Genomic DNA, 24750 nt, shown 5'->3' on the forward strand with positions numbered 1-24750 from the left:
GTGCCCGCTAGCGCGGCCGGAATTCGCCACCGATAATTCACTGCATCTCTCCCGCGCCGGTTCTGTTGCCCGCTCATCGTCAGGTGCACTTGACCTGACCCGCCAAACCTACTGAACCCTCTAGGCAAGCTCAAGATGTTTCTTCCGATATCCGAATATCGTTACACAATCAAAATACCTTCCCGTCGCCCGCACGAAGGTTATAAAGGGGCTCGCGATGGCGTAATATGATTACCGGGCAAAGCTTCTGGACAGGAAATTCGAATGAAACTGTGTCGAGTACTCAATAACGGAACCCCCTGCTGGGGTCTTGTCGGGGACGCAGGTGAGGTTCGCCTTGTCGCCGGACCGATCGCAAGCTGGGCGCCCCGCCTGGTTGCGAGTCGCTTCAGCGAGCCCCCGGCATCGACGGGCGAGGAACTCCCGCTGGACGAAGCGACATTGCTCGCGCCGATCGAGCGCGAGAACAAGGTCGTCATCGCCGGCGCCAATTACCGCAAGCATGTCGCCGAGTTCGGACTGGACGTCGATACGCCGCCGGTCGCCTTCCTCAAGCCCTATGAGGCGATCACCGGCCCGAACGATCCGATCCGTTATCCCCCAGTGACGGGACAGCTCGACTATGAGGTAGAGCTGGTCGCGGTCGTCGGTAGGCCGCTCGCCGACACGCCGGACGCGGCTGGCGCAATACTTGGCTATACCATCGGCAACGATGTGTCGGCCCGCGATCTCCAGAAGGGGACGCCTGGCATCGGCATGGATTTCCTGGGCGGCAAAGGGCTGGACGCCACCACGCCGGTGGGGCCGTGGATCGTGACGCGCGACGAATTCGCCGATGCCTCGCCCGATCTGCGCATGACGCTGTCGGTCAACGGCGAGGGACGGCAGGATGGCCGCTCCAGCGAGATGACGTTCGACGTACCGCGCCTGCTCGCCTTCGTGAACACGCGCACGACGATGCGCCCGGGCGACATCCTGTTCACCGGGACGCCGACCGGCGTGGGCCAGGCCAGTGGGCGGTTTCTGCAGGACGGCGACCGGATCGAGGCCGTGATCGAAGGGATCGGGAGGCAGCGCAACATCGTGCGCAAATTCCCGCAAGAATGGACTTGAACATGTCGTCACACCGGCCGGTCCCATCGCCGCGCATCCAGCCGCTCGATCCGTCCGCGGCCCGCGGCGCCGCCGCAAAGGCGCTGGCCTCCCCGGTCGGCCACATGACCATCTTTCGCATGCTCGCCCATGCCGAGGGCAACGTCATTCCGGTCATGAAGCTGGGCGCTGCGATCCTCCGCGAACAGAAGCTCGACCCGCGCAGCCGCGAGCTGATGCTGCTGGCGGTGTTCGCGATCGAGGGCGGGCGATATGAATGGGCCCAGCATGTCGAAATCGCCCACGATTGCGGCATCACCGACGCGGAAATTGCGGCGATCGCCCGTTCCGACTTCGAAAGCATCTTCTCGGAACGCGACCGTGCGCTTTTAAAATTCGCGGAAACGCTCATTAGTCAGCCAAATGTTCCTAGTAATAAATTTGATACGCTTCGCGAATTTCTTGACGAACGTGAGACAATCGAAGCAATAGTCGCCATCGGTTTCTACATGATGCTGGTCCGGGTGACCGAATCGCTCGACCTCGCGGCGGAGGCGGCGGAAGGCCGCAACGTCATCGCATCACTCGATGCACGGGACGGTTCAGCGCCGGCCCGGAGTTAGAAGACAGACGTGGTGCGCATCGACGCACGTCGCTGCGCCTCCAGGACGGCACTTCGTTCGACGATCTCATCAACGTCAACCGGCATGAGGTGTCGCTGCGCCTACTGCACGATCCCGAAGTGCATCAGATTGAAATGGAACGGGTTTTCGGAAAAACCTGGCTCATGCTGGGCCATATCAGCGAAATCCCCAACCCGCGCGATTTCATCCTGCGCCATATGGGTGAGGATCAGGTCATCGTCGCGCGCGACGCGGCCGGTGCGGTGCATGTTTCGCTCAATGTCTGCCCGCATCGCGGCATGCGCGTATGCACGGCGGAGGCGGGCAACGCGCCCACGCATCGCTGTATCTATCATGGCTGGGCGTTCCGGCCGGACGGCAGTTTCATCGGTTCTCCGATCGAAAAGGAGAATATGCACGGGACGATGATGGACAAGTCGGAGCTCGGCCTGAAGAAGGCGCGAGTTCATCTTTACGCCGGCATGATCTTCGCGACATGGAATATCGACGGACCTTCGTTCGACGAATTCCTTGGCGACATGAAGTTTTACTATGACATGCTGTTCGATCGCACTGAAAAGGGGCTGGAACTCCTGTGTCCGCCCCAGCGCTTCGTGGTCGATGCCAACTGGAAGACGGCGGGCGAGCAATCGGCGGCGGACGGCTTCCACACGCTGACGCTGCACCGCTCGCTGATGGAGACCGGCGTGATCGGCGGCGCGGGCCTTGGCGGCGATGCGGCGGAAGCGATCTATGCGATCGCGCCCGCCATGTACGCCGTCGATGTCGGTGACGAGCATGGCCATGCGCTGCGCTGCATCCCGGCCGAGGTGACCTATACGTTCATGCGCGGCCGTACCGACATCAGCGGGATGAGTACCGACGAGCGGCTGGAGGATCTGCCGCCGCCGGGCATGCAGCGCGAACTGCTTCCCGAACTGCGCGCCAAGATGACGCCCGACCAGGTGCGCCTGATGGCGACCCAGCCGCCACTGGTCGGCGGCATGTTCCCGAACGTGCTGATCGCCTTCATCTACGCCCCGCGCGACGATGGCGGCTATCCCGGCGCGCTGACCCTGCACACCTATAACCCGCGCGGCGTCGACCAGCTTGAATTCGTCAACTACATCTTCGCCGAAGCCGATGCGACGCCGGAAATGAAGCGCGACATGCTCGCCAACTCGATCCAGCAGACCGGCACCAGCGGCACGATCGAACAGGACGATTCGGACACCTGGCCGCAGATGCAGGCCAACGCACGCAGCTTCATGGGCCGCCAGAGCACGATGAAGTACCAGGCGATCGGCGGCGAGAAGAAGCCGGATAACTGGCCCGGCGGCGGCCGCGTCTATGAAGGGTTCAGCAAGGACGACACCCAGTGGAACTGGTGGCTCGCCTATCGCGACCTGATGACCGCATAGTCGATTGATTTAGGAGAGGTTTGATGGCCACCGCCGCAATCACCGCGCTCGACGAGACCGAAGGGGCGTTCATCCCCGTCGGCGCACCGCTGTACAACGAGGTCACCCAGTTCCTGTACGAGGAAGCCCTGTTGCTCGACCATCGCGATTTCGATGGCTGGGCGGCGATGCTGGCGCAGGATCTGCGCTACACCGCGCCTCTGCGCATCACCCGCACCGGCCCGTCGCGCAATGACGACATCGTTCGAAGCGGGGGGCATTTCGACGACACCTATCGCTCGATGATGGGGCGGCTCGGGCGGCTGTCGACGCGCAGCGCCTGGGCGGAGAATTACCGTCGCGCACGCGGCGGCTCGTCACCAATATCCTCGTCCGCGAAACCGCGCGCGACGACGAGTTCGCGGTGACCAGCTACATCCTGATCAAGCGCAGCCGCTATGACGATCCGGTCTATCGCGAGATTTCGGGCGAGCGCCGCGACCTGCTGCGCCGGTCGGGCGAAGGGAAATGGCAGATCGCCCGGCGCGAGATCATCCTCGACCAGACGGTGATCGGCATGTCCAACCTGGCGATTTTCCTCTGACAGACCCCGCCGGCCTCACGGGTCGGCGCCGAACGAAACAGGAGCATGGAATTGACCGATTATGTACGCCCGCTGGAGGGCAAGCGCGCGCTTGTCAGCGGCGCCGGGGCGATTGACGGGATCGGCTGCACGACCGCGCGGGTGCTCTCGCGTGTTCCTGGCGTCCGACGCAGCACGGATGGTCACCGGACACGTCCTTCCGGTCGATGGCGGCTTCTACGCACACATTCCGACCGTACCCGAGACGATCGCGCTGTTCGCGGGCAAATAAGACGAGGATTGTCGATGAAGAGCCTCAACCAACTGCTCGCCGGCGCAGCGGCTGCGGCGCTGTTCCTGACGGCCATGCCGGCGTCGGCACAGAAAGCCCCCGCCCCGGCAGGACAGGGTCCCGACGTCGCCGCGCAGTGTGCAGCGATGCAGCAGCTTGCCTTCCTGCACGGCACCTGGGTCGGCGCCACCACGGCCTTTCGGCCCAACGGTAGCAAGGTGACCTCTCTCAGCAAGGACGTCGTCACGCCGCTGATGGATGGCGAATTGCTGGCCTTTGCAGGGTCGTCCTACGCCCCCGGCGCGACGCTGGCCGATGCGCCCGCGATGCAGAATTACGGTATCCTCAGCTTCGACGATCGTGCCGGCAAGCTGATCCTCACCTCCTTCGCCAATGGCGCCCAGATGCGCGGCGAGGGGCGGATCGTGGGACCGGGCCATGTCGAGTGGACAATGCCCTCCCCGGTCGGCCTGCTGCGCTTCATGGTGACCGCGCAGGGCAAGGATGGCTGGCTCGAAGCGATCGACGTCTCAGCCGACGAGGGCAAGAGCTGGCGCAAGTTCGTCGAGATCGCGTTTCGCCGCGCCCCCTGATCGCTGTCAGGTCAGCGTCGCATATGCCGCCTGGGAAAATGGCGCGAACGGCTCGCCCCGCCGCGCCTTCCCCACCCAGTCGGGATCGACCAGCAGCGAACGCCCCACGCCGATCAGGTCGAACTCGTCCGCCGCGATCCGCGCGGCCACATCGGCCAGATTGTCGACCGCCACCGGCGCGTCCGAATAGCCGCTTTGCAGATCCTTGCTCAGCCCGACGCTGCCCACCGCCATCGACGCCGCGCCGGTCAGCTTCTTGACCCACCCCGCCAGCGACACCGGGGAGCCGGCAAAGGCCGGACGGTGCCACACCCGCGTGCTGCTGTCGAAACAATCGACTCCGGCATCCAGCAGCGGCCGCAGCGACGCTTCGAGCTCGCGGGGAGACGTAGCCAGCATGGCGTCATAATCGTCCAGCTTCCACTGCGACCAGCGATAGATGATCGGCATGCCCGGACCGATCTCGGCGCGGATCGCGGCGATCACCGCAGCCACGAACTGCGCCCGTTGCGCAGGCTCGCCACCCCAGCGGTCGGTCCGGTGGTTGGTGGCATCCCACAGGAAGCTGTCGAGCAGATAGCCATGTGCGCCGTGCAGCGCGATCCCATCAAAGCCGACGGCGCGGGCATTCGCCGCCGACCGGGCATAGCCGGCGATGACATCGGCGATATCCGCTTCGCGCATCGGCGCGATCGGTGCCTCGACCGCGTCGAGATAGGCGGGCGGCAGCGTGGATTTCTCGCGCGGTCCCCAATGGCCGGACGGGCGCATGCTCGGCGCAGACGGCACCGGCCCCGTGCCCGGCGCCCGGATCGGGCCCATATGCCACAGCTGGGGAATGATCCGCCCGCCAGCGCCGTGGACGGCGTCGACCACGGCACGCCGCCCGGCGATCGCCGCATCGCCGTGGATATGCGAAATGCCGGTCTCGTGCAGCCCGCCCGAACCCAGTGCGGCGGGATGGTCGACCCCGATCCCCTCGGTCACGATCAGGCTTACGCCCGCCTCGGACCGGCGCCGGTAATAGCCAACGACGTCCGCGCCGGGAACGCCGTCGGGCGCGAACCGGCGCGTCATCGGCGCCATCACAAAGCGATTGGGCAGGTGCAGGCCCGCCAGATCGAACGGCGCGAACAGCGGCGCAAGCGCGGGGGGACAATCGCTCATCACTGCCCCTCGGCGTCGGCTTCGGCGGTGCGATGTGCGACGGCCCAGCGCACCAGCGCGTCGATCACCGGCTGCATGCTTTGCGAGCGTTCGGTGAGCGAATATTCGACGCGCGGCGGCACTTCGGCAAACACCGCGCGCGCCACCAGCCCGTCCCGGTCCAGCTCGCGCAGGCAGTTAGTCAACATATGCTGGCTGATGCCATCCACCGCACGCTTCAACTCGCCGAAACGATGGGTGCGCAGATACAGGTGCCAGAGGATTTCCAGCTTCCATTTGCCGGCGAGCAACGCGAGTGCATGACGAATCTCGTCATGCATCCGCTGCGGATCCTCGACCCGTATCCCCCAATAGTCACATCTTTAGTGCTAACAGGCATTAATCCATCCTGCTTGCGAGTTTCTGACTGCTTGTTATCAGCTTCGCGGACAAGCGCAACCGGGAGCGGGTATGACAAGCAGAACATGGCCAAAACGTTCGTTGCAGGACGCCAATTTCGTGTTTTTCGGCGGCTCTGCCGGGATCGGCCGCGCCGCCGCGGTCGCGCTCGCTGCGGACGGCGCGAACATCGCCATCGTCGCGCGCGGCAAGGCGGATGGAGAGGCAGCGGCGGCCGAAATGCGCCGCGCGGGTGCGAGCAGCGCCGAGTTCATCGCGGCCGACCTGTCCACCCTCGCCGGCATGAGCGCGGCGGCGGATGCGGTGCTGGCATGGCGCCCCGAATTGCACGGCATCCTCCACACCGCGATGGCCGCGTTCAACGGCAAGCAGATGACGCCTGACGGGCTCGAGTTTGCGTTCGCGCTGCAATATATGGCGCGCGCCGTGCTCAACCGCCGCCTCGCCCCCGCGCTGGCGGCGTCGGGCGACGGTCGCATCGTCCATATCGCGGGCAACGTGCCGAACATGTTCATGCCCGACCTCGACGACCTGCAATTCGAGCGTCGCAAATGGTCGTTCTTCAAATCGGTGCTGGGTACGCATCTGCTCGGTTTCCTGCACCTGCAACAGGCGGCGGCGCTGTTCGGCCCCGCGCCGGTCTGGGTCGGTGCAGCCTGTGTCAATTCGACGAAGACCAAAGCAATGGCCGATCCGCGCATGCCGGTGATCATGCGACTGATGGGCAAGTTCGGCGCGCGGCCTGAGGTTGCGGCGGCGAATGCGGTGCGCCTGCTGGCCGCCGCGGTGCCCGAAGCGCCGTCGGGTTCGATCCTGCGCAATCCCGCCAAATTCGCACCCGAGTCGATCGCGCTCGACCCCGCAAAGGCGGCACGCCTGTGGGAGATCACCACCCGCATCGCTGCCGAGCACGGCGTCGAACTGTCCTGAAGGCCGCGCCGGCCGCGCCTTCATGCGTTGGCCGCGCGTGCCTGGGCGAACAGGTCGTCATCGCCCTCGGTAATCGGCGGCAGATCCTTCAGACGGCCGCCAATCTCGGCGGTGATCGCGCCCTCCGGCCCTATATGATAGGGTCCGTACCATTCGTTGGGATAGGAGATCATCACGTCCCCGGGGCCGAATTCACGCCCGTCCACGGTCATCGAACCCTTGATGATGATCTCCACCCGCCGGGTATCGTGTCAGTGTCGGGTGACGATGAAGCCCGGGGGGAAGGTCACCCACAGGATCGCGCCGGACTCCGGGTCCGCCGATCCGTCGCGCGAAAGCGAAGTGACCGCCACCCGGCATCCGGTCGAGGCACCATGCGCACGAAACTGCCGGAACAGCGGATTGTCGTCGCCGACGAATTCGGGGTCTTCCAGGCTGTGATACATGCGCGCGTCCCTTCAGGCTGCGACCTTTCCGTCCTTGACCTCGCGGACGGCCGGCGCGGGCGCCGTGGCCGTGGCGTTGACCGGACGCACGGTCGCGCCGACCATCGGCCCCACCACCTTGTGCCCCCAGGTCGACAGCGTGGTCGGATTGACCTCGAACCCGACATTATAGTCGATCCAGGGTTGCTCTTCCCACAGGCACTCGACTGGGATCTGGCCTGGCGTGAAGTGGTAGAAGGAAATCACCGGATCGTTGGTGTGGCCGCCCAGCGTCATCTGCATCTTCAGCTCGCGCTCGAACACGCGGTCCTGCGTGATGCCGATATCGTCGAGCGCGTTGAACGCCAGCCCCAGATGCTGCAACCCCTTGTGCCCTGGCATATGGGCATAGGCGATCGAATGGCTGCGGCGGTTCATCGGGGTGCGCAGGAACGTCATTCCCATACCGCCAAAGCCGTAGCCGAACCATTCGAACCCCAGAATTCCCATGAAGAACTCGTCGATCTCGACGATCGGCACCGGCGAGATGAGCACGACATGGCCCAGCCCGTCCGTTCCCGCCGCAAACCCCTTGTGCCCGCGCCGCGGGCTGGTGAAGGAATCGGGGTGCCAGCGCTGCCCCTAGAAAATCTCGTGCTGATAGCCCGCCGGATCCTTGAATTGCGCAAGCTCGCGCACGCCGCGCAGCTTCGCCAGGTCGGCGCTGCCCGGCTCGAACGGAACGCCGCGCTCGGTCAGCCGTGCCAGCACTTCGCGATAGGCGGTGCGGTCCTTCGCTTCCCAGCCGATATATTCGATATCGTCCTGCTCCGCCGGGCGGATCGCGATGCGATGCTCACGGTCGTCCATGCGCAGATACAGCGTTTCGGGGTCATAGCCGTCGCGCGGCTCGGCGATCTCCATGCCCAGCACGCCCTGTGCATAGTCGCGCCATGCATCGACCGAAGAGCTCGACAGCCCGAGATAGCCCAGTCCCAGAATATCCATGTCAGCTCTCCAGTGATCAGCCGGCCGCACTTGCGACGACAGGGTTGCGCAGCGATCCGATCAGGTCGTTGCGGATTTCGACGACGGTGCCGTCGCGCAGCAAGACCGGCGGCTTGCGCGCCAGCCCCACGCCCGGGGGCGACCCGGTGGTCACGACATCGCCCGGCCGGAACTGGAACTGCCGCGAATAATGCGCGATCAGCCAAGGGATCGAGAAGATGAAGTCGCTGGTGTCGCCATGCTGCATCTCGTTGCCGTCGACGATCGTGGAGAACTTCACCGCATGCGGATCGGTCATCTCGTCGGTGGTGACGATTGTCGGCCCCAGCGGCGCAAAGGTCGGGAACGACTTGCCCAGCGTATTCGACATCACCGCCTGATTGGCTTCGGTCGTGTTCTTCGCCTTGCCGATATCCATCGCCCAGTCGCGCGCGGACACATCGTTGGTCAGCGTATAGCCGAGGACATAGTCCATCGCCTGCGCCTCGCTCACCTCATGGCAATGGCGGCCGAAGACGAAGCAGAACTCGCCCTCGTAATCGACCCAGTCGGGGTGCGCGCGCGGGATCTGGATCGGCGTTTCCGGGCCGATCACCGCGCCGCTATATTTGATGAACGCGCCCGGCCGCGTCGGCAGTTCCGCGTCGAATTCGCGCAGGTGTGCGCGATAGTTGGTGCCGCACGACAGCATCAGGCCGGGCCACGGGATCGGCGCGCGCAGCTTGACCTCGGAGGCAGGGCGCAGCGCCCCGATTTCCCGCAGCCGGTCGCCATCCGCGCCGCCGACGCGATCGGCCACGCGGCGGGCGAGCCCCAGCCCTTCATCCTCCGCCGACAGGATTGCGCGCCAGCCCGACGGCAGCAATCGCGCACCCGGCACGATCTTGGCGGCGGCGACCAGATCCAGCACTTCGCCGTCGATCAGGACACCGGGATGCCCGTCGGAATAGGTGTCGATGGTTACGAGCTTCAAGTCACTCTCCCGAATTCGGTTTCGTCCGGATCGCGCGGGACATGGCGGCCCCGCTCCGACGAAATGGTTGCAGACACTCTACGCCCGCCCGTGACAGGGTCAAGGCAATTAATGCAATTGAGTTAATCCGTTCGACGCGGTATTTCGGGCGGCAAGAACAGCACGTCCAAGAGAGGAAACGCCATGCCTGACGCCGATCTGCTCGCCCGCAACGAACGCGCGATGCGCGCCTTTCTCGACGGGATGGAGCGGCAGGACGAAGCGCTGATCCGGTCCGGCTTTCACGACGACGTGATCCTGCGCCTCCCCCGCCCGAGCATGGTCCACAAGACGATCGCGGGCGGCGACAATCTCGCCAGATTCCTCGCCGAACTGAGCCGCGCAGCCTATGTCAATCCGCATGCGACGACGGACATGTGCTGGTCGGTGAGCCAACCGGGGTGGCCGAATGGCGGCTGTGCGCCGATCTGGTGCATGGCGGCGATTACGACCAATATTATTGCTGGACGTTCGACCTGGCCGACGGGCTGATCACCGAAATCCGCGAATATATCGACACCGTATACGGCATGTCGAAGAACGGCCCGGTCGGCCAGCCCGCGATCGAACGCCACGCCTGAACCGCCTCTGCCGGGACGGAGTTCAGATGCCGGTCTGGATCGCAACGCCGCGGGCCTGATCGATGATCCGCGCCTTGCGCTCCGGATCGGCCGGCCCCGCCATCCGGCCCGGCAGCGGCGCGGTATCGAGCAATTTGGCGTCGCCCTCCGGCCGGCCGACGAACATCAGATGGGTGTGGCGCGCATTGTCCCCCAGATGTGCGGTCGCGACGAAGTCGAAGGCATCGTCCTGCACGATCGCCTGGCTGATGTCGCGGATGAACGGCCCGAGCGTCGCTGCTGCGGAATCCGAAATCGTCGCCAGCCCGCCGTCATGCATATTGGTCATCAGCATGAACACGCCGGGCACATTGCCCAGCGCCACGATCGTCCAGTCCTTGCCGCGATGGACCAGCTCGGCGCCGTGGCCTGCGGCCATGCCGCATACATGGCAGTCATGCGTATCAGTCATGATCCCCTCCCCTCAGCCGACGAGCCGGCCGCCATCGACGACGATATCGGTGCCGGTGATATAGGCGGCGGCGGCGCTCGCCAGGAACACCGCCAGCTCGACCACCTCCTCGGGACGGCCCGGCCGCTTGATCAGGCTGCGCTCCAGCACCATCGCGCTCAATGCGGGATTGTCGGCAATCTCGGCGGTGCCGGGCGTCGCGATGAAGCCGGGGCTGATCGCCACCACGCGAATGCCGACGGCTGCCCCCTCCTGCGCCAGCTGGCGGGTCAGCGCCGACACACCGCCCTTGGCCGCCGCATGCGCCGCACAGCCGGGCATGCCTGCCGCATGGCCGTTGACCGATGAGGTATTGATGACGACGCCGCCCTGCTTGGCCAGCCAGCTCCAGGCCGGGCGCGTGACGTGAAAGAGGATATCGAGTTCGTTGCGGATGGTGAATGACCAGTCGTCCAGCGTCATCTGCCCGAACGGCGCGAACCGCGCAGCAGAGGCGTTGTTATAGAGGATATCGACGCGACCGTGCAGCGCGGCGGCGGCCTCCACCCAGTCCTCTGCGCCCTTTGCGTCGCCCAGGTCGACCCCGTCGAAGAAGTCCGCGCGTCCGCCCGCCGCCTCGATCTGTGCCTTGGCATCGGCGTGCCCCGCGCCGCGCTGGTCGCATCCAACGACGATCGCCCCCGCCGCCGCGAACCGCAGTGCCGCCTCCAGCCCCTGCCCGCCGCCGGTGCCGGTGATCAGGGCGACGCGGCCCTCAAGTGATCTCAGTGCGTCCATGCGGCAATCCTCTCAAGTCAGTCTTACTTCGTCAGCGCCAGCGGCATCCGGCTGGATGTGCCACCGTCCAGGTGCAGCGTCGCGCCGGTGATGAAACGCGCCTCGTCCGACGTCAGGAACGCCGCCGCTGCGGCGACATCCTCGCCATCGCCGAACCTCGCCAGCGTCTGCATCGACCGGATGATCGCGCCGCGCGGCGATTCCGCCACCGCCGCCTGACGCGGGCCGCTGACGATGAAGCCGAGCACGAGCGTATTGGCGCGGATCGCGTCGCCGCCCAGCTCGACCGCGAGCGACCGGGTCAGCGCCTCAATCGCCGCCTTCGATGCGGAATGCCCGGCCATGCCGTGCACCCCGCGCGAGGCGACCGAGGTGGAGATGTTGAGGATCGCGCCGCCGTCTGCCGCGCGCAGCGCCGGCACCGCCGCCTGGCACATGCGCAGCGCCAGCGTGGACGCCCCCTCGATGATCCCGCGCCAGTCGGCGACGTCGGTCGTCTCGACCGCGCGGTCGCGTGCTGTGATCAGGTCGGTCGGCGCGGCGTTGTTGATCAGGACGTCGACCCGGCCAAAGGCAGCCAGCGCCAGTTCGACGAGTGCCTGTGGCGCGCCGTCCAGCGCCAGATCGGCCGCGTGAAACTCGGCCCTGCCCGGCAACTCGCCCAGTGTCGCGAGCGCCTCCGCACCCGCCGCCGCGTCGCGCCCGGTCAGCAGGACCGCGCCGCCCTCCTGGACGATGCGCCGCGCGATCGACAGGCCCAGCCCGCGGCTCGATCCGGTCACGATCGCGACCTTGCCGGCAAAGCGCACGGTCAGATCCCCTGCCCCGTGCGCACCGTTTCAACCGACCGCATGCGCGCGCTCGACCAGATGCTGCACCTTGTCGATCCATTCCTTGGCGCGGCCGGTGGTGTTCCATTCGCCATGATCGTCCGACGTCATCATGAAGCTCTTGACGCCGACCTCGCGCATCATCTCCATCGTGCGCAGCGGCACGTCGCCGCCATGCGGCGCCACGATCGGATAGATGGTGATGGTGTCGGGATCGCGCCCGGCCGCCTCGGATTCCTGACGCAGGCGCGCGACCTGTCCGACAAATTTGTCGACATCGTCGACCAGCGGGAACCAGCCGTCGGCGTGGTTGATGACTAGCGGAAAGGCGCGCTTGGGCAAGTGCACCCCGACCAGGATCTTCGGCCCGCCCGGCTGCGCCGGCTTGGGTTCGCTGCGCAGTGCGGGGAAGCGGATATGCTTCCCCTCATAGCTCGCTTCGCGCTCGCTCCACATCACCTTCAGCGCATCGAAGGATTCGGCATAGCGGTCCCAGCGCTCCTCGAAATCGATGCCGAACAGCTCGACTTCTTCCTTCAGCCACCCCGCGCCAAAGGCGAAGATGGTGCGCCCGCCCGAATAGAAATCCAGCGTCGCGATCGTCTTGGCCAGCCGGATCGGGTCATGCTGCGGCAACAGCGAAATGCCGGTGCCCAGCTTGAGCCGGGTCGTGACCGCCGCCGCCATTGCCAGGCAGATATAGGGGTCGGGCCAGCGGTTGTAATGTTCCGGCAGCTTCCCGTCATTTCCCCAGCGGTAATAGGTGTCGTAGTTCACCGGAACCGCAATATGCTCCGGAAAGAACAGCGCATCGAAACCGGCCGCTTCGACATAACGCGCGAGTTCGACGATATGGCCGCTGTCAGCGGTCGTTTCGAGATCGACGCCGATTTCCATCACGCTCTCCTTTGTCGGGATGACAGCCTAGAAGCTGCTCGCCCGTATGCCGGACCCCGGGATTTTCGCCCCGTCCTCGCCATAGCGATACACCCCCGCGCCGGTCTTGCGGCCATGGCGCCCGGACGCCACCATCTTGATGATCAGCGGGCATGGGCGGAACTTGTCGCCCAGCGTCGAATGCAGATAGCGGATCACGCGCAGGCGCGTGTCCCAGCCGGTCAGGTCGCCCAGTTCGAGCGGACCCATCGGGTGATTGAATGCCAGGCGGTGCGCAGTGTCGACGTCCTCGGGCGTCGCCACGCCTTCATACACCATCCACATCGCCTCATTCCCCATCATCGCGGACACGCGGCTGGTGGTGAGGCCGGGCGAGTCGTTGACGACGATGACCTGCTTGTTGAGCACTTCGCCGATCGCGCGGGTGCGGGCGATCGTCTCGACCGATGTCTCGAGACCGGCGACGATCTCCAGCAGCTTCATCTTGTGGACCGGGTTGAAGAAATGCATGCCCACGACGCGCGACGGATCGGCGCAGGCGCCGGCAATCTCGGTCACGCTGAGCGCAGAAGTGTTGGTCGCCAGGATCGCTTCCGGCGCGACAAGTTTGTCGATCGTCCGCAGGATTTCGAGCTTGACGACAATGTCCTCCACGGCGCTTTCCACCACCAGCGCGGCGCCGGTCGCAGCGGCTGCCAGATCCGTCGTCACCGAAAGCCGTGCCAGCGCACTGTCGGCGTCCGCCTGCGCGACCTTGCCCAGCTTCACGCCTCCTGCCAGGATCTCCGCGATCTTCGTGCGGCCGCGCTCGGCGGCGGCGGCATCGACATCGACGAGCACGGTCTCATATCCGGTGGTCGCAAACGCATGCGCAATGCCGTGCCCCATCAGGCCGGCGCCGATGACAACGACTTTCCCCTGCTTTTCCATGTTCCCCAAGCTGCCCTCATCCCGCCAAACTATTCGCTTTCCCCCTGCCTAGTCAGCGTGCCGCGCGACATCAAGTGTCATTCTGAATAAGGACATAAATTTCGGTGAACGAATTTTGATAAATTCCATTCTCCATTCCGAGTTGACACCCTAGATCAGAATTGAAAGAAAGGGCCTCGCAGCGCCTTGGGCTCCCGTGCATCGATTTTGCGCGCATTGGCCCCGCATCGGTGCAATGCAGGCGGGATGAAGATGCTTAGCTTTCCGGAATATAAGAACCTGTTTCCGCGCGAGCGGTGGACCGTACCTGCCGTGCTCGAGCATCAGGCCGAGTCGCGCGGCGACGCGCCGTTTCTCGACTTCAACGACGGCGTCCGCCGCCTGACCTTCGATGAGTTGAACCGCGAGGTGAACCGTTTCGCGCATGGCATGGCCGCGCTCGGCATCCGCAAGGGCGACCGCGTCGGACTGATGCTCCCCAACGGGGTGGAGTTCCTGTTCGCCTGGTTCGCGCTGGCAAAGCTCGGTGCGGTCGAGGTCGCGATTTCGGACGCCTATAAGGGCGCCTTCCTCGAGCATCCGCTCAACCTCGCCTCGGTGCGCATGATTGTCACCTCGACCGAGTTGCTTCCGCTGGTCGAGGAAATTGCGCCGAACATTCCCGGCGTCGAGCGTGTGATCGTCTGTGGCGATGCGCCATTGACCGAAGGCGGGCCGATCCCGCTGACCGCGTTCGCTGCGCTGCGCAGCGAGGACGAGTCCAACCCGGGCGTCGATGTGCGTCCGTCCGACCTCGGGGCAATCCTGCTGACGTCCGGCACGACCGGCCCGTCGAAGGGCGTGATGATGCCCCATTCGCAGATGTATTTCTTTGCGGAGGAGAATGTCCAGATCACCGGCCTCACCGCCGACGACACCTATCTCACCGGCTTTCCGCTGTTCCACGGCAATGCGCAGATCCTGACCGTATTCGGCAGCCTGATCGCCGGCGCGCGCTGCGTGCTGTATCCGCGGTTCAGCGCGTCGGATTTCATCGGGCGTATCCGCCGTTCGGGGGCAACCGTCACCAATCTGCTCGGTGCGACCATGGCGTTCGTTCTGGCGCAGCCGGCGGCGGACGACGACCGCGAGCACGGGCTGCGCACTGTCTATGCCGCCCCGCTCTCGCCCGACCTGGGCGCAAAGTTCATCGAGCGGTTCGGGCCGGTCGAATGGGTTGACGCATTCGGCCAGACCGAGATTTCGCTGCCCTTACTCACCCCACGCGGCGTCGCCCGGCCGGCCGGAGCCGCCGGCGTGCTCAATGCGCAATGGTTCGACGTGCGCTTGGTCGACGAACATGGGGTGGAAGTGCCGACCGGACAGGCCGGGGAGTTGCTGGTCCGCAACAAGGCCGACGGGATCATGTCGATGGGCTATGTCGGTATGGCGGACAAGACGGTCGAAGCATGGCGCGACCTGTGGTTCCACACCGGCGATTCGCTGAAGCGCGACGCGGACGGGTGGTATTATTTCGTTGGCCGCGTGAAGGACGCGCTGCGCCGCCGCGGTGAGAATATCTCGGCGTTCGAGGTCGAGGAGGTCGTCCGCGCTTTCCCCGCCGTGGCCGAATGCGCCGTGGTTGGCGTGCGCGCCGATCAGGATGCGGGCGAGGATGAGGTGAAGGCCTGCATCGTTCTGGTCGAGGGCGAGACGCTCGATCCCGACGCGCTGATCCGCTGGTGCGACACGCGCATGCCCGGCTTCATGGTGCCGCGCTATGTCGAGACCTACGTACAGCTGCCGCAAACGCCGTCCGAGAAGATCAAGAAGAACGAGCTTCGCGAAGCGGGCATTACCGACGCGACCTGGGACCGGGTCGCGGCAGGGTGCCTGTTGACCGGCGAGCGCGACCGCACCAGGGCCGCCTGACCGCCCGTTCGAGCGAATAGAAATGGAGATGGAAATGTCGAGTTCAGACCAGATCATAGTCGAGCGCAGGGACCAGACCGCCTGGATCACCTTCAACCGCGAAGATCGCTTCAACGCCTTCGACTATGAGACGTTCGGCGCGCTGCGCGACGCGATCGAGGAGATCGGCTATGATCCCACGATCGGCGTGATCGTGCTGACCGGCGCCGGCGACAAGTCGTTCTGCGCAGGCGGCTATCTCGCCGATCTGCAGGATTTCAAGATCTCGACGGCGCGCAAGCTCTACAACATCTCGCAGGAGCTGTTCCAGACGATGCGCAAGGTGCCACAGCCGATCATCGCGGCGGTGAACGGCTATGCGATCGGCGGCGGCAACGAGATCGTGATTTGCTCGGACCTCGCCATCGCATCCGAACATGCCAAGTTCGGCCAGACCGGTCCCAAGATCGGTTCCACGCCGATCTTCGGCGGCAACAACCTGCTGGCGATGTCGATCGGCGAGAAGAAGGCGCGCGAGGCTATCATGCTCTGTCGCCAGTTCGGCGCCGAGGAAGCCGAGCGTATCGGCTGGATCAACAAGGTGGTGCCGCACGCCGAGCTCTATGCCGAAGTGCAGCGCTGGGCCGACGAAATCCTCGACAAGAGCCCGTCCTATATCGAGCTGACCAAGATCTGCTCGAACGTGTGGTGGGATTCGCTGACGCCGACGATGGAGCATGCCAAGCAGGCGCTGTTGCGGCTGGCAGGCGGCCCCGAGATGACCGAGGGGGCGACCGCTTTCATGGAAAAGCGCAAGCCGGATTTCCGCAGCTTCCGGCGCTGATCCCTCATGCCTGCGCTCGACCCGGAACGCCTGCTTGCCGCCCGGGTCGAGACGCGGCAGCGCTATAGCGCGCGCGACTGCATCCTCTATGCGCTGGGCATCGGCATCGGTGCCGACGCGGCGGCGACCGAACCGGCGGCAATGCGGCATCTGCTCGAACCCGGGCTGGTGCCGGTCCCAGCCTTTGCCACGATGCTCGCCTATCCCGGCGCTTGGTATGCCGATCCGGCCTTTGGCCTGGACGCGACGCGGATGGTCAATGGCGAGCAATCGCTGACCTGCACGCGCCATTGCCGACAGTAGGCACCGTGACCAGCCTCCTCACCGTCGAGGCGCTGACCGACAAGGGGCCGGGCCGTGGCGCGCTGATCCATGCGCTGCGCACGCTTTCGCTGGAGGGGGGCAGCGCGCCGCTGGCGACCATCCGCCAGACCTATTTCTGTCGCGGCGCGGGCGGCTTTGGCGGCGCCGGCGATGGCCCCGTGCTGGCCGCCGCCGAACCGCCCGACCGTCCCGCCGATGCCACCGTCGCGCTGCCCACACGGCGCGATGCGGCGCTGCTGTTCCGGCTGTCCGGCGACTGGAACCGGATCCATGCCGATCCCGCGGTGGCGCAGGCCGCAGGATTTGCGCGGCCGATTCTCCAGGGGCTGGCGACCTTCGGCATGGCGACGCACGCCGTCCTGACGCGGATAGGCGGGCCACTGGCTTCGGTAGAGGCCCGCTATTCCGCTCCGGTCCTGCCCGGCGACACGCTGGAATGCGAAATCTGGGATGGCGGCGCGGCGGCGATGTTTCGCGTCACCAACCGGTCAACCGATCAGGTCGTGCTCGAACGCGGCCGCATAACCATAGCAAGACAAGAAGCAGGAGCGATGCTGTGAACAGCCCAAAAGTCTTCCCATCCTATGAAGTCGCCAAATGCCCCTATCCCTTCTATGAGGAGATGCGCGGCCGCCCCGTCTCCCCGGCCGGGGTCGGCGACGAATATATCGTCAGCTCGTTCGAGGATGTCTCCTTCGTCCTGACAAATCCGCAGCTTTTCTCCAGCGCCAGCACGCTGCCTGAAAACGGGCGCCACCGCACCCGCACCGTGGAGGAGGCACGCGGCGCGACGCAGGGCGGCTTCGTGATGCTCGACCCGCCGGTCCAGGCCAAGCGCCGCCGCGTGGCGCGGCAGATCCTGAAGGCCGACGACATCAACAGCCTCAAGCCGCTGATCGAGGCCACGGTGGACGAGCTGATCGACGAGATCGAAGCGCGCGGGTCGTGCGAGTTCATCCATGATTTCGCCGAACGCCTGCCGGCGCGGGTCGTGCTGACCATGCTTGGCCTGCCGCTCGAGGATCAGGACCGGGCGATCGGCTGGGCGCGCTATGACGGCCGCGGCACCCGCTTCCACCCGGTCGAGCGCCAGGACGGGATCCAGGGAACGCTGCTGGACGTCGCGGACTATATGAAGGACGCGATTGTCACCCGTTACGAAAGCCCCACCGATGACGGGCTGAGCCGCTTCGTCCACGAACATGTCGCGGCGGAGGGCAAGTTCGATCTGGTCAACATCCTGTCCGATGCCTCGCTGCTCATCTTTGGCGGGGTGACGACCACCGCGCACATGCTGGGCAACACGATGAAGATCATCCTCGATGACCCGGCGCTGCGTGGGCGGATCCTGAAGGACAAGGCCGCGATCCCGCTGATCCTCAACGAAGGCTTGCGGCTGGAATCGCCGGTCCAGTGGGTCGATCGCCTATGCCTGGAGGATACCGAGGTGGGCGGCGTGATGATCCCCGCCGGCGCGATCGTACTGGTATTGATCGGATCCGCCAACCGCGACGAAAAGCTGTTCGAGAACCCCGACGATTTCGCGTTCCAGCGCCGCCAGCCGCATGTGGCGTTCGGCAAGGGCATCCATACCTGCATCGGCGCGCCGCTCGCGCTCGCCGAAGGAAAACTGGCGCTCGAGAAGATCTTCGATCGCTTGCCGAACATCACCTATGACGACGACCGCAACGATTTCCAGACGATCGGCGACACGATGCTGTTTCGCGGCCTGGAGCGGCTGTATCTCAAGGTTTGAGACGGGGGACGGGCGCGGGCATGTCGCGCCCGTCCTTCTTTCTTGATCCCGCAGGGATGACCCGACTGCGCATGGCTTGCGGCGTTTTTCCGAAGACACGGATGCATGCACGCCGCATCCGGTCCGGGTTACCGAAGCCGTGATCCCGGGTGATCGCTTCGATTGATGACGCCCCCTCCTCCAGCGCGGCACGGGGCCCCTCCAGCCGCAATCGCTCGATCGCCCTTGCGGGGGACACCCCGGTCGATTCGGTAAAGGCTCGATTGAACTGGCGCACACTCAGCGCCGCACGATCCGCGAGGCGTTCAACCGTCAGCGGCTCCGCCAGATGCACCCGAGCCCAGGCAAGCAGTTCGCCAAATCGGTCGTTCGGACGGACCAGATCAAGCATCGCCGAATGCTGGGACTGCGCACCGGGCCGACGGAACGGCACGACCAGCGATCGTGCGGTGCGCCGCGCGATCTCCACACCATAATCCGCCTCAATGATGGCGAGTGCCAGATCGATGCCGGCAGTGATGCCTGCCGACGTCCGGATGTCGCCGTTGCGGACAAAGATGCTGTCGGCATCGACCGTGATCGTCGGGTGCAGCCGCGCCAGCTCGGCGGCCTGCGCCCAATGCGTCGTCGCGCGTCGACCATGCAGCACACCCGACTCCGCCAGCAGAAACGCGCCGGAGCAGACGCTGGCGATCCTTCGCCCCTGCAATGCCGCGTCCCGGATAAGATCCAGCAATCCCTGCACATTGCTCGCATTCTGCGCCCCGGACCCACCCGGTATCAGCAGAAGATCGCAACCCGCACTGTCGCGGAATGCCATTGCATTAAGCGTCACACCGCCGCTGCAGCGCACCACGCCGGCTTGCTCGGCAACCAATTCGATCGAATAGGCGCCCGGTCGATGAATGGATGCGATTTCGAATGCAGTTAGCGGGCCGGTGGCATCCAGCAACAGGAACCCGTCATAAATCAGACAAGCAATGCGGATCATGTCATGTCCTAAAACGACGGATATCCGTCATTTCATCCATAGGCTAACCACCCTATCCAGAGGGGGTCAAGCTGGAGGAATGCCACGGCTACGTTTGAGATTGTCTTCATTCTCTACCCCAACTTCACCCAGCTCGACTTCTCCGGGCCATATGAGGTGTTCAGCCGCATAGCCGGCAGTCGAGTGCGGATGGCCAGCCCTGAGCGGAGGCGAACTGCGCACCGAACATGGGCTGACTTTCTCTGGTATCGAGCGATTGGCAGATATCGAGCGCTGCGACCTGCTGTGCATTCCCGGCGGAGCCGATCAATCGGCGATCACCGCGCCGGACATGCTGGCGGAAATCCGGAGGCTGGCCGCCTCTTCGCGATACATCACCTCGGTTTGCAACGGATCGCTGATACTCGGCGCAGCGGGGTTGCTTCACGGGATCCGAAGCGCCTGCCATTGGGCGATGCGCGAACGGTTGGCGGAATATGGCGCCATTCCCGATCACGGTCGCGTCGTGCGCGACGGCCACATCATCACAGGTGGCGGGGTGACGGCTGGAATCGATTTCGCATTGACCTGCGCCTCGGAAATCTCCGGGGAACTTGTTGCACAGGCGATTCAGTTGTTGATCGAATATGCGCCAGCGCCACCATTCGATTGTGGCCGACCTGAAACTGCCTCGCCCGCCGTGATGCACGCTCTTCAGGGACTGACCGCCATACGCTCGTAAGCGCGTTCCGAAGGATCGCCTGCCGAAAAAGGTGTCAGGCTGCTCATGACAATAAGGGGGCGCGAACCAGGTTCGCGCCCCCTCCCCTTTTACTGTCCGAAGCTGAAGCGAACGCCCACGCCATAGGTGCGCGGATCGCCCGGAAAGTTGGTCGCCACACCCAGCGAGCCGGCCAGCGACGCGAAGGTATTGGTGATATACTTCTCGTTGGTCAGGTTCCGCCCGAACACGAACACTTCCAGCCCGTTGTCGAGCGTCAGCCCGACGCGCCCGTTGACCAGCCCGTATGCGGGGGTCTTCGAAAGCTCGTTCGCCAGCGCGCCAAAGGCGACGGCAGCAGGCGGCGCACCGGGCGTTACGGTGAACGGGTTGGTGTAGGTGTCACCGATCCAGGCATAGTCGGCGTGCAGCGCCAGCTTGGCCGTACCCAGTTCCACGGTGTAGGTCGCGCCGACGGCGAACTGCCACTCCGGCACCTGCGACACGACTTCGCCGCTGCGATCAACGGTGATGAACCCTCCCGCACCGTTCGGTCGCTGCTCTTGAAACGTGCCCTTCTGATATTTGGCGTTCAGATAAGCGACGTTGCCATTGAGCCGCAGCCCTTCCACCGGATTGAGGAACACCTCAAGCTCGCCGCCATAGATCCGGGTATTCCCCGCTGGGACGATGTAGCTGGTCGAGTTGTTGGTGACCGGATCGACCGTCAGAATGCTACGCTGGACACCCTCGGTCCAGGTGTGGAAACCGGCCAAGTTGACGCGCAGCAAGCCGGACGGATCGCTGTACTTCACACCCAGTTCGACGTCCTCCGCCTTTTCAGGCGCGAAGGCCGGTGCGTTTTCCGAACCTTGGCGCACGTTGAACCCGCCCGCCTTTGATGCTCGGCTGGTCTTGGCATAGATGAACAGGGCTTCCGACACCTTGTAGTCCAGCCCCAGCGTGTAGGCCGGATAGTTGAAATGCGCTGCACGGACGAGCTTGCACGTCGCCGCCGCCGTCGCGTTCCCGGTGACATTGGTGTTGACGCAGTTGAAACCGGTAGCGGACGCAGGCGCGGGAATCGGCGTGTTGCCAGGCAGGCCGACCTGAGCAAGGTTCTTGATGATCACCTAGCGATCATCCCACGTCCAGCGCAGCCCAGCTGCCAGACGAAGACGGTCGGTGATGTCAAAATAACATTGGCCATAAAGACCGACCGAATCGTTCTTCACATCAGCGTCATTCAGCGCAGTGCGCGCCGCCATGCCTGGCGGGGTCAGAAACGCAAATGTTGCGAAGTTCGAGAATTCGATGCCGGTCTCATGCGAGAAATAGATGCCGCCGATGTAATCGAAGCGATCCCCGAAACTTCCACTGAGCTGGAACTCCTGAGAGATTTGCTTCGACATGAAGGATGTTTCGGTCGCGATCAGATCAATCGGGCTGGCATAGAGGTCGATGAGACCGATATTCTTGCTGTAGCGATAGGCGGAAATCGACTTGAACGCGAAATCGGCAAGATCGACATTTACCGTCAGCGATGCGCCATGCGCGTCGAGCGTGTTGTAGGGTCGAAGGCCCGCACCATAGGAGCTGAAGCTCGCAAAGCCCTTGCCATAGCTCGTATAGAAGGCATTGGGGTTCTTCACATAAGGCGCGAAGCCAGCGAAAATCGCTGCCGTGCTGAACGGAAGCGCGGGCGCCCCGTTCGGATTGGAATAGGCCAGCGCGTTGCCGACACCATTGTCCGTCATACGGCTGTAGTCGCCGGACAGGACGAAGCTGATTGCACTGCCCTCCGGCGCGAAGCGCAGCTTCACGCGCGCGGAATCGCTCTGGCTGTCATTCTGGTCGACGTTCAGGAAGCGGTTGAAGACATAGCCGTCCCGCTGCGAATGCTTGTAGACCGCGCGAATGCCCAGTTCGTCGCCGGAAATCGGCACGTTCACCACCGCGCCAGCGCTCCAGTAATCGTAATTGCCATATTCGCCACGCACCGTCCCACTCAGCGATCCGTCCGGATCATTGGTCACCATGTTGAGCGCGCCGCCGGTCGTGTTGCGGCCGAACAGTGTGCCCTGCGGCCCGCGCAGCACTTCGATCCGCTTGATATCGTCCAGATCGACCACACCCTGCGACGGGCGCGGAATGTAGACACCGTCCAGATAGACGCCGACTGCCGTATCGTTGGTCACGCCGGGCTTCAGGTTCCCCTGACCGCGAATGGACAGATAGACGAAGCCGGAGGTCGCCGGCGCACCGCGCTGCGCGACCAGGCCCGGCGCCGAGCGCTGCAGATCGGCTTGGTTGACGACCTGAAGCTGGTCGAGCGCCTGCGCGCCAAGCGCGGTGACGGCAACCGGGGTCGTCTGGATGTTTTCCTCGACGCGGCGGGCGGTGACCACGATCTCACCTTCCTGCCTGGCCGTGGTGGCCTATTCGTCCGCAGGCTGTTCACTGGCACCGCGCGGCGCGGCGCTTTCGTTCGCCGACGCCGGCGTGGCAACGCATGCAATGATGCCAAGCACGGCGCCGCCGCTCAGCAGACGCATCTTGGCGCTTGAAAAATCGACCATCGATATCCTCCCCATGGCTTCACGGATTCAGGCGGTTCGCCTTCCCCGTTTCTCCGCGCAATCTAAAATCGAAAGGAAGGACCGTCTACAGAATTCGCGCTTCAAAAGGCCGTTTTTGAAAGTTATCTCAATCCTCACCAAAGCGAGACCTAGTAACAACTAGTTGACCTATGGGGGCGTTTCGATGCTTGAGGCGAAATCGTCCTGGTCAACTATTGATGACCGTAACGCGTGCTATGATTCTTTTGCACCGCGGCATTTTTATGCACGGGCCTTATTGCGCGTGATAGGCAGTCGCCTGGCGACAATTTCGGCCGCACGCAAGATACCGGCGCACACTACATGTACGACGCCGGCCGCGCGCCGCTACCACGCCAGCAGTACCGCCTTGGGCTGGATCATCCCGCCCAGGCGAAACTCCATTTCGGTCCCTTCCTTGAGCCTGAATTCGGGCAGGGTCGCCAGCATCTCTTCCATTGCGATCCGCAGCTCGCGACGCGCCAGGTGCATGCCGACGCAAACATGCGGGCCATAACCAAAGCTCAGCTGGCGCGGCTTACGGTCGAGATCGACGACATGCGGCGCCTCATATTCGCTCGGATCGCGGCCAGCGAGCGAGGTGCTCATCGCCACGCGATCCCCCGGCATCATCGTAACGCCTTCGACCTCGACCTGCTGCACACAGGTGCGGAAGGTCGTGACCGCCGGATAGGCACGCATCAGCTCCGAAATCGCGTCGCCGATTAGCGCCGGCTCGGCACGCAGCCGCGCCTGGTCCTCCGGATGGGTCGCCAGGTGCCAGAATTGCAGCCCCATATTGGTCGATACGGTGTCGAGCCCGCCGATGAAGAGGTTGAAGGTGAATCCGATCAGCTCATCGCGGTCCAGCTTGCGCCCGTCGAACTCGGCATGGACGCCATAGCTGATCAGATCCTCGGTCGGGTTGGCGCGCCGCGCCTCGATCTCGGCGTCGAGATAGGCAACGACATTGCGCGTCGCGGTCCGGATACCGGCGAGCTCATGGTTGTGCAGCAGCCCCATTTCCCATTCCAGGAATTCCTTGGTACGATCGAGCGGCAGACCCATCAGCTCCATGAAGACCTTGATCGGGAATTCGAAAGAAAATTCGGACATGAATTCGCATTCGCCCTTGTCCTTGAAGCTCGCGACATATTCGCGGGCATAGTGGCGGATTTTCCCGTCGAGCGCCGCCATCGCCTTGGGAGTGAACAGCGGGTTGACGAAATTGCGATACAGCCGGTGGAGCGGCGGATCCTTCTCGGCCGGAAGGTTGCTCCACTTTTCCCCGATGAGCTTCGCGAACGGCGCGAAATCGGCGCTCGAAAACCGCTCGGGATCGAAATAGATGTCGCGCAGGCTTGCAGCCCGCCGAACGATCCAGGCAGGTGCGCCGCCCGGATAGGCATGGGGTGCATAGAAGACCGGCGGCGTCGTCTCGTGTAGCTTGTCGATCAGATCGGTGAACGGATTGAGTTTCGTCGTCGCGCCGAAATTGAGCGGAAAATCAGGGCGAATCAGCGCCGGCGGAACATGGGCAGGCGCAGGTTGGGAAGTGCCCGGCAGCTGCATTTCAAATCCTCTTCTTATATCCAAATCATATTTGCTCATCCGCATAGCAGCCACTAACGCTACGTCCAATATCATGGACGGCTTGT

32 protein-coding genes are annotated in these 24750 nt (G+C 64.3%); 15 read left to right on the plus strand and 17 right to left on the minus strand.

Features of this window, described 5'->3' with window-relative positions; all coding sequences use genetic code 11:
• Positions 1–264: 264 nt before the first annotated feature.
• The 6 genes from ACFFDA_RS11680 (at position 265) to ACFFDA_RS11705 (ending at position 4583) form a co-directional block, all read left to right on the plus strand.
• Positions 265–1113: a fumarylacetoacetate hydrolase family protein gene (locus tag ACFFDA_RS11680; protein WP_404478824.1), complete on the plus strand. Its 849-nt coding sequence runs from the start codon at positions 265–267 to the stop codon at positions 1111–1113.
• On the plus strand, positions 1104–1715 hold the full coding sequence (locus tag ACFFDA_RS11685) for a carboxymuconolactone decarboxylase family protein (RefSeq protein WP_404478825.1): 612 nt from the start codon (positions 1104–1106) through the stop codon (positions 1713–1715). Before ACFFDA_RS11680 ends, ACFFDA_RS11685 begins: the two co-directional genes overlap by 10 nt.
• Before the next feature lie 134 nt (positions 1716–1849).
• Positions 1850–3136 (plus strand): Rieske 2Fe-2S domain-containing protein, encoded by a 1287-nt coding sequence (locus tag ACFFDA_RS11690; protein ID WP_404478826.1) that lies wholly within the window; start codon positions 1850–1852, stop codon positions 3134–3136.
• Between the two features lie 23 nt (positions 3137–3159).
• On the plus strand, positions 3160–3543 hold the full coding sequence (locus ACFFDA_RS11695; protein ID WP_404478827.1) for an aromatic-ring-hydroxylating dioxygenase subunit beta: 384 nt from the start codon (positions 3160–3162) through the stop codon (positions 3541–3543).
• Complete coding sequence (locus tag ACFFDA_RS11700) at positions 3501–3719, plus strand: aromatic-ring-hydroxylating dioxygenase subunit beta (protein WP_404479251.1); 219 nt, start codon at positions 3501–3503, stop codon at positions 3717–3719. The genes ACFFDA_RS11695 and ACFFDA_RS11700 overlap by 43 nt, the downstream gene beginning before the upstream one ends.
• Before the next feature lie 285 nt (positions 3720–4004).
• Complete coding sequence (locus ACFFDA_RS11705; protein WP_404478828.1) at positions 4005–4583, plus strand: hypothetical protein; 579 nt, start codon at positions 4005–4007, stop codon at positions 4581–4583.
• Between the two features lie 6 nt (positions 4584–4589).
• Here ACFFDA_RS11705 and ACFFDA_RS11710 read toward each other — a convergent pair whose 3' ends face one another.
• Together ACFFDA_RS11710 and ACFFDA_RS11715 are read right to left on the minus strand one after the other, a co-directional pair.
• Positions 4590–5750 carry a 12-oxophytodienoate reductase gene (locus tag ACFFDA_RS11710; RefSeq protein WP_404478829.1) on the minus strand — a complete coding sequence of 387 codons (1161 nt, stop codon included), beginning with the start codon at positions 5748–5750 and terminating at the stop codon, positions 4590–4592.
• On the minus strand, positions 5750–6070 hold the full coding sequence (locus ACFFDA_RS11715) for a winged helix-turn-helix transcriptional regulator (protein ID WP_404478830.1): 321 nt from the start codon (positions 6068–6070) through the stop codon (positions 5750–5752). Before ACFFDA_RS11715 ends, ACFFDA_RS11710 begins: the two co-directional genes overlap by 1 nt.
• A gap of 130 nt (positions 6071–6200) precedes the next feature.
• On the opposite strand from ACFFDA_RS11715, the gene ACFFDA_RS11720 reads away from it, so the two are divergent.
• Complete coding sequence (locus ACFFDA_RS11720) at positions 6201–7079, plus strand: SDR family NAD(P)-dependent oxidoreductase (protein ID WP_404478831.1); 879 nt, start codon at positions 6201–6203, stop codon at positions 7077–7079.
• 20 nt (positions 7080–7099) lie between these two features.
• Here the strand turns inward: ACFFDA_RS11720 and ACFFDA_RS11725 are convergent, their stop codons facing one another.
• The 6 genes from ACFFDA_RS11725 to ACFFDA_RS11750 form a co-directional block, all read right to left on the minus strand.
• Positions 7100–7315 carry a hypothetical protein gene (locus tag ACFFDA_RS11725; protein WP_404478832.1) on the minus strand — a complete coding sequence of 72 codons (216 nt, stop codon included), beginning with the start codon at positions 7313–7315 and terminating at the stop codon, positions 7100–7102.
• 15 nt (positions 7316–7330) lie between these two features.
• A complete protein-coding gene (locus ACFFDA_RS11730; protein ID WP_404478833.1) occupies positions 7331–7525 on the minus strand; it encodes a hypothetical protein in 195 nt (64 codons plus the stop codon).
• Between the two features lie 12 nt (positions 7526–7537).
• Positions 7538–8059: a VOC family protein gene (locus tag ACFFDA_RS11735; protein ID WP_404478834.1), complete on the minus strand. Its 522-nt coding sequence runs from the start codon at positions 8057–8059 to the stop codon at positions 7538–7540.
• Between the two features lie 87 nt (positions 8060–8146).
• The gene (locus tag ACFFDA_RS11740) at positions 8147–8512 is read right to left on the minus strand and encodes a VOC family protein (RefSeq protein WP_404478835.1); all 366 of its coding nucleotides are present in this window, start codon (positions 8510–8512) and stop codon (positions 8147–8149) included.
• A gap of 16 nt (positions 8513–8528) precedes the next feature.
• Entirely contained in the window at positions 8529–9485 is a 957-nt protein-coding gene (locus ACFFDA_RS11745; RefSeq protein ID WP_404478836.1) for a fumarylacetoacetate hydrolase family protein, read from the minus strand.
• Positions 9486–9593: 108 nt separating this feature from the next.
• Positions 9594–9887 carry a hypothetical protein gene (locus tag ACFFDA_RS11750; protein WP_404478837.1) on the minus strand — a complete coding sequence of 98 codons (294 nt, stop codon included), beginning with the start codon at positions 9885–9887 and terminating at the stop codon, positions 9594–9596.
• A 14-nt stretch (positions 9888–9901) separates the two neighbouring features.
• Between ACFFDA_RS11750 and ACFFDA_RS11755 the strand changes: the two genes are divergently transcribed.
• Positions 9902–10105, plus strand: coding sequence for a nuclear transport factor 2 family protein (locus tag ACFFDA_RS11755; protein WP_404478838.1), 204 nt, complete (start codon positions 9902–9904; stop codon positions 10103–10105).
• Between the two features lie 22 nt (positions 10106–10127).
• Here the strand turns inward: ACFFDA_RS11755 and ACFFDA_RS11760 are convergent, their stop codons facing one another.
• Genes ACFFDA_RS11760 through ACFFDA_RS11780 form a run of 5 tightly spaced genes read right to left on the minus strand, consistent with a single transcriptional unit; the run spans position 10128 to position 13990 of the window.
• On the minus strand, positions 10128–10556 hold the full coding sequence (locus ACFFDA_RS11760; RefSeq protein WP_404478839.1) for a hypothetical protein: 429 nt from the start codon (positions 10554–10556) through the stop codon (positions 10128–10130).
• 12 nt (positions 10557–10568) lie between these two features.
• Complete coding sequence (locus ACFFDA_RS11765) at positions 10569–11333, minus strand: SDR family NAD(P)-dependent oxidoreductase (protein WP_404478840.1); 765 nt, start codon at positions 11331–11333, stop codon at positions 10569–10571.
• Between the two features lie 23 nt (positions 11334–11356).
• Positions 11357–12142 (minus strand): SDR family NAD(P)-dependent oxidoreductase, encoded by a 786-nt coding sequence (locus ACFFDA_RS11770; RefSeq protein WP_404478841.1) that lies wholly within the window; start codon positions 12140–12142, stop codon positions 11357–11359.
• Positions 12143–12172: 30 nt separating this feature from the next.
• Positions 12173–13060 (minus strand): LLM class F420-dependent oxidoreductase, encoded by an 888-nt coding sequence (locus ACFFDA_RS11775; RefSeq protein ID WP_404478842.1) that lies wholly within the window; start codon positions 13058–13060, stop codon positions 12173–12175.
• 27 nt (positions 13061–13087) lie between these two features.
• Positions 13088–13990: a 3-hydroxyacyl-CoA dehydrogenase NAD-binding domain-containing protein gene (locus ACFFDA_RS11780; RefSeq protein ID WP_404478843.1), complete on the minus strand. Its 903-nt coding sequence runs from the start codon at positions 13988–13990 to the stop codon at positions 13088–13090.
• 252 nt (positions 13991–14242) lie between these two features.
• On the opposite strand from ACFFDA_RS11780, the gene ACFFDA_RS11785 reads away from it, so the two are divergent.
• Genes ACFFDA_RS11785 through ACFFDA_RS11805 form a run of 5 tightly spaced genes read left to right on the plus strand, consistent with a single transcriptional unit; the run spans position 14243 to position 18804 of the window.
• Entirely contained in the window at positions 14243–15901 is a 1659-nt protein-coding gene (locus ACFFDA_RS11785) for an AMP-binding protein (protein WP_404478844.1), read from the plus strand.
• Positions 15902–15935: 34 nt separating this feature from the next.
• Entirely contained in the window at positions 15936–16724 is a 789-nt protein-coding gene (locus tag ACFFDA_RS11790) for an enoyl-CoA hydratase/isomerase family protein (RefSeq protein WP_404478845.1), read from the plus strand.
• Between the two features lie 6 nt (positions 16725–16730).
• Positions 16731–17027, plus strand: coding sequence for a hypothetical protein (locus tag ACFFDA_RS11795; protein ID WP_404478846.1), 297 nt, complete (start codon positions 16731–16733; stop codon positions 17025–17027).
• A gap of 5 nt (positions 17028–17032) precedes the next feature.
• Positions 17033–17608: a MaoC/PaaZ C-terminal domain-containing protein gene (locus ACFFDA_RS11800; protein ID WP_404478847.1), complete on the plus strand. Its 576-nt coding sequence runs from the start codon at positions 17033–17035 to the stop codon at positions 17606–17608.
• Positions 17605–18804, plus strand: a complete 1200-nt coding sequence (locus ACFFDA_RS11805) for a cytochrome P450 (protein WP_404478848.1) — start codon at positions 17605–17607, stop codon at positions 18802–18804. The genes ACFFDA_RS11800 and ACFFDA_RS11805 overlap by 4 nt, the downstream gene beginning before the upstream one ends.
• On the opposite strand, the gene ACFFDA_RS11810 is transcribed toward ACFFDA_RS11805, so the two are convergent.
• Positions 18794–19795, minus strand: coding sequence for a GlxA family transcriptional regulator (locus ACFFDA_RS11810; protein WP_404478849.1), 1002 nt, complete (start codon positions 19793–19795; stop codon positions 18794–18796). The genes ACFFDA_RS11805 and ACFFDA_RS11810 overlap by 11 nt on opposite strands.
• Positions 19796–20051: 256 nt before the next feature.
• Here ACFFDA_RS11810 and ACFFDA_RS11815 point away from each other — a divergent pair, with 256 nt between their 5' ends.
• Complete coding sequence (locus tag ACFFDA_RS11815) at positions 20052–20516, plus strand: DJ-1/PfpI family protein (protein WP_404478850.1); 465 nt, start codon at positions 20052–20054, stop codon at positions 20514–20516.
• 89 nt (positions 20517–20605) lie between these two features.
• Here ACFFDA_RS11815 and ACFFDA_RS11820 read toward each other — a convergent pair whose 3' ends face one another.
• Positions 20606–21628 (minus strand): TonB-dependent receptor domain-containing protein, encoded by a 1023-nt coding sequence (locus tag ACFFDA_RS11820; RefSeq protein WP_404478851.1) that lies wholly within the window; start codon positions 21626–21628, stop codon positions 20606–20608.
• On the minus strand, positions 21629–22903 hold the full coding sequence (locus tag ACFFDA_RS11825) for a TonB-dependent receptor (RefSeq protein WP_404478852.1): 1275 nt from the start codon (positions 22901–22903) through the stop codon (positions 21629–21631).
• On the opposite strand from ACFFDA_RS11825, the gene ACFFDA_RS11830 reads away from it, so the two are divergent.
• On the plus strand, positions 22896–23237 hold the full coding sequence (locus tag ACFFDA_RS11830; protein WP_404478854.1) for a hypothetical protein: 342 nt from the start codon (positions 22896–22898) through the stop codon (positions 23235–23237). The genes ACFFDA_RS11825 and ACFFDA_RS11830 overlap by 8 nt on opposite strands.
• 203 nt (positions 23238–23440) lie before the next feature.
• Here the strand turns inward: ACFFDA_RS11830 and ACFFDA_RS11835 are convergent, their stop codons facing one another.
• Positions 23441–24664, minus strand: coding sequence for a cytochrome P450 (locus ACFFDA_RS11835; protein WP_404478855.1), 1224 nt, complete (start codon positions 24662–24664; stop codon positions 23441–23443).
• Between the last annotated feature and the right edge of the window lie 86 nt (positions 24665–24750).

The organism is Novosphingobium sp. BL-52-GroH, from assembly GCF_044813085.1.
Classification (GTDB): Bacteria; Pseudomonadota; Alphaproteobacteria; order Sphingomonadales; family Sphingomonadaceae; genus Novosphingobium.

What these genes read in the sequence shown, in the direction of transcription:
- ACFFDA_RS11720 (WP_404478831.1), top strand. Translation starts at nt 6,201, where the DNA reads ATGACAAGCAGAACATGGCCAAAACGTTCGTTGCAGGACGCCAATTTC.
- ACFFDA_RS11765 (WP_404478840.1), bottom strand. Translation starts at nt 11,333, where the DNA reads ATGGACGCACTGAGATCACTTGAGGGCCGCGTCGCCCTGATCACCGGC.
- ACFFDA_RS11795 (WP_404478846.1), top strand. Translation starts at nt 16,731, where the DNA reads ATGCCTGCGCTCGACCCGGAACGCCTGCTTGCCGCCCGGGTCGAGACG.
- ACFFDA_RS11835 (WP_404478855.1), bottom strand. Translation starts at nt 24,664, where the DNA reads ATGCAGCTGCCGGGCACTTCCCAACCTGCGCCTGCCCATGTTCCGCCG.
- ACFFDA_RS11680 (WP_404478824.1), top strand. Translation starts at nt 265, where the DNA reads ATGAAACTGTGTCGAGTACTCAATAACGGAACCCCCTGCTGGGGTCTT.
- ACFFDA_RS11690 (WP_404478826.1), top strand. Translation starts at nt 1,850, where the DNA reads ATGGAACGGGTTTTCGGAAAAACCTGGCTCATGCTGGGCCATATCAGC.
- ACFFDA_RS11775 (WP_404478842.1), bottom strand. Translation starts at nt 13,060, where the DNA reads ATGGAAATCGGCGTCGATCTCGAAACGACCGCTGACAGCGGCCATATC.
- ACFFDA_RS11780 (WP_404478843.1), bottom strand. Translation starts at nt 13,990, where the DNA reads ATGGAAAAGCAGGGGAAAGTCGTTGTCATCGGCGCCGGCCTGATGGGG.
- ACFFDA_RS11760 (WP_404478839.1), bottom strand. Translation starts at nt 10,556, where the DNA reads ATGACTGATACGCATGACTGCCATGTATGCGGCATGGCCGCAGGCCAC.
- ACFFDA_RS11740 (WP_404478835.1), bottom strand. Translation starts at nt 8,512, where the DNA reads ATGGATATTCTGGGACTGGGCTATCTCGGGCTGTCGAGCTCTTCGGTC.
- ACFFDA_RS11705 (WP_404478828.1), top strand. Translation starts at nt 4,005, where the DNA reads ATGAAGAGCCTCAACCAACTGCTCGCCGGCGCAGCGGCTGCGGCGCTG.
- ACFFDA_RS11695 (WP_404478827.1), top strand. Translation starts at nt 3,160, where the DNA reads ATGGCCACCGCCGCAATCACCGCGCTCGACGAGACCGAAGGGGCGTTC.
- ACFFDA_RS11785 (WP_404478844.1), top strand. Translation starts at nt 14,243, where the DNA reads ATGCTTAGCTTTCCGGAATATAAGAACCTGTTTCCGCGCGAGCGGTGG.
- ACFFDA_RS11685 (WP_404478825.1), top strand. Translation starts at nt 1,104, where the DNA reads ATGGACTTGAACATGTCGTCACACCGGCCGGTCCCATCGCCGCGCATC.
- ACFFDA_RS11730 (WP_404478833.1), bottom strand. Translation starts at nt 7,525, where the DNA reads ATGTATCACAGCCTGGAAGACCCCGAATTCGTCGGCGACGACAATCCG.
- ACFFDA_RS11790 (WP_404478845.1), top strand. Translation starts at nt 15,936, where the DNA reads ATGTCGAGTTCAGACCAGATCATAGTCGAGCGCAGGGACCAGACCGCC.
- ACFFDA_RS11810 (WP_404478849.1), bottom strand. Translation starts at nt 19,795, where the DNA reads ATGATCCGCATTGCTTGTCTGATTTATGACGGGTTCCTGTTGCTGGAT.
- ACFFDA_RS11715 (WP_404478830.1), bottom strand. Translation starts at nt 6,070, where the DNA reads ATGCATGACGAGATTCGTCATGCACTCGCGTTGCTCGCCGGCAAATGG.
- ACFFDA_RS11750 (WP_404478837.1), bottom strand. Translation starts at nt 9,887, where the DNA reads ATGCGGATTGACATAGGCTGCGCGGCTCAGTTCGGCGAGGAATCTGGC.
- ACFFDA_RS11710 (WP_404478829.1), bottom strand. Translation starts at nt 5,750, where the DNA reads ATGAGCGATTGTCCCCCCGCGCTTGCGCCGCTGTTCGCGCCGTTCGAT.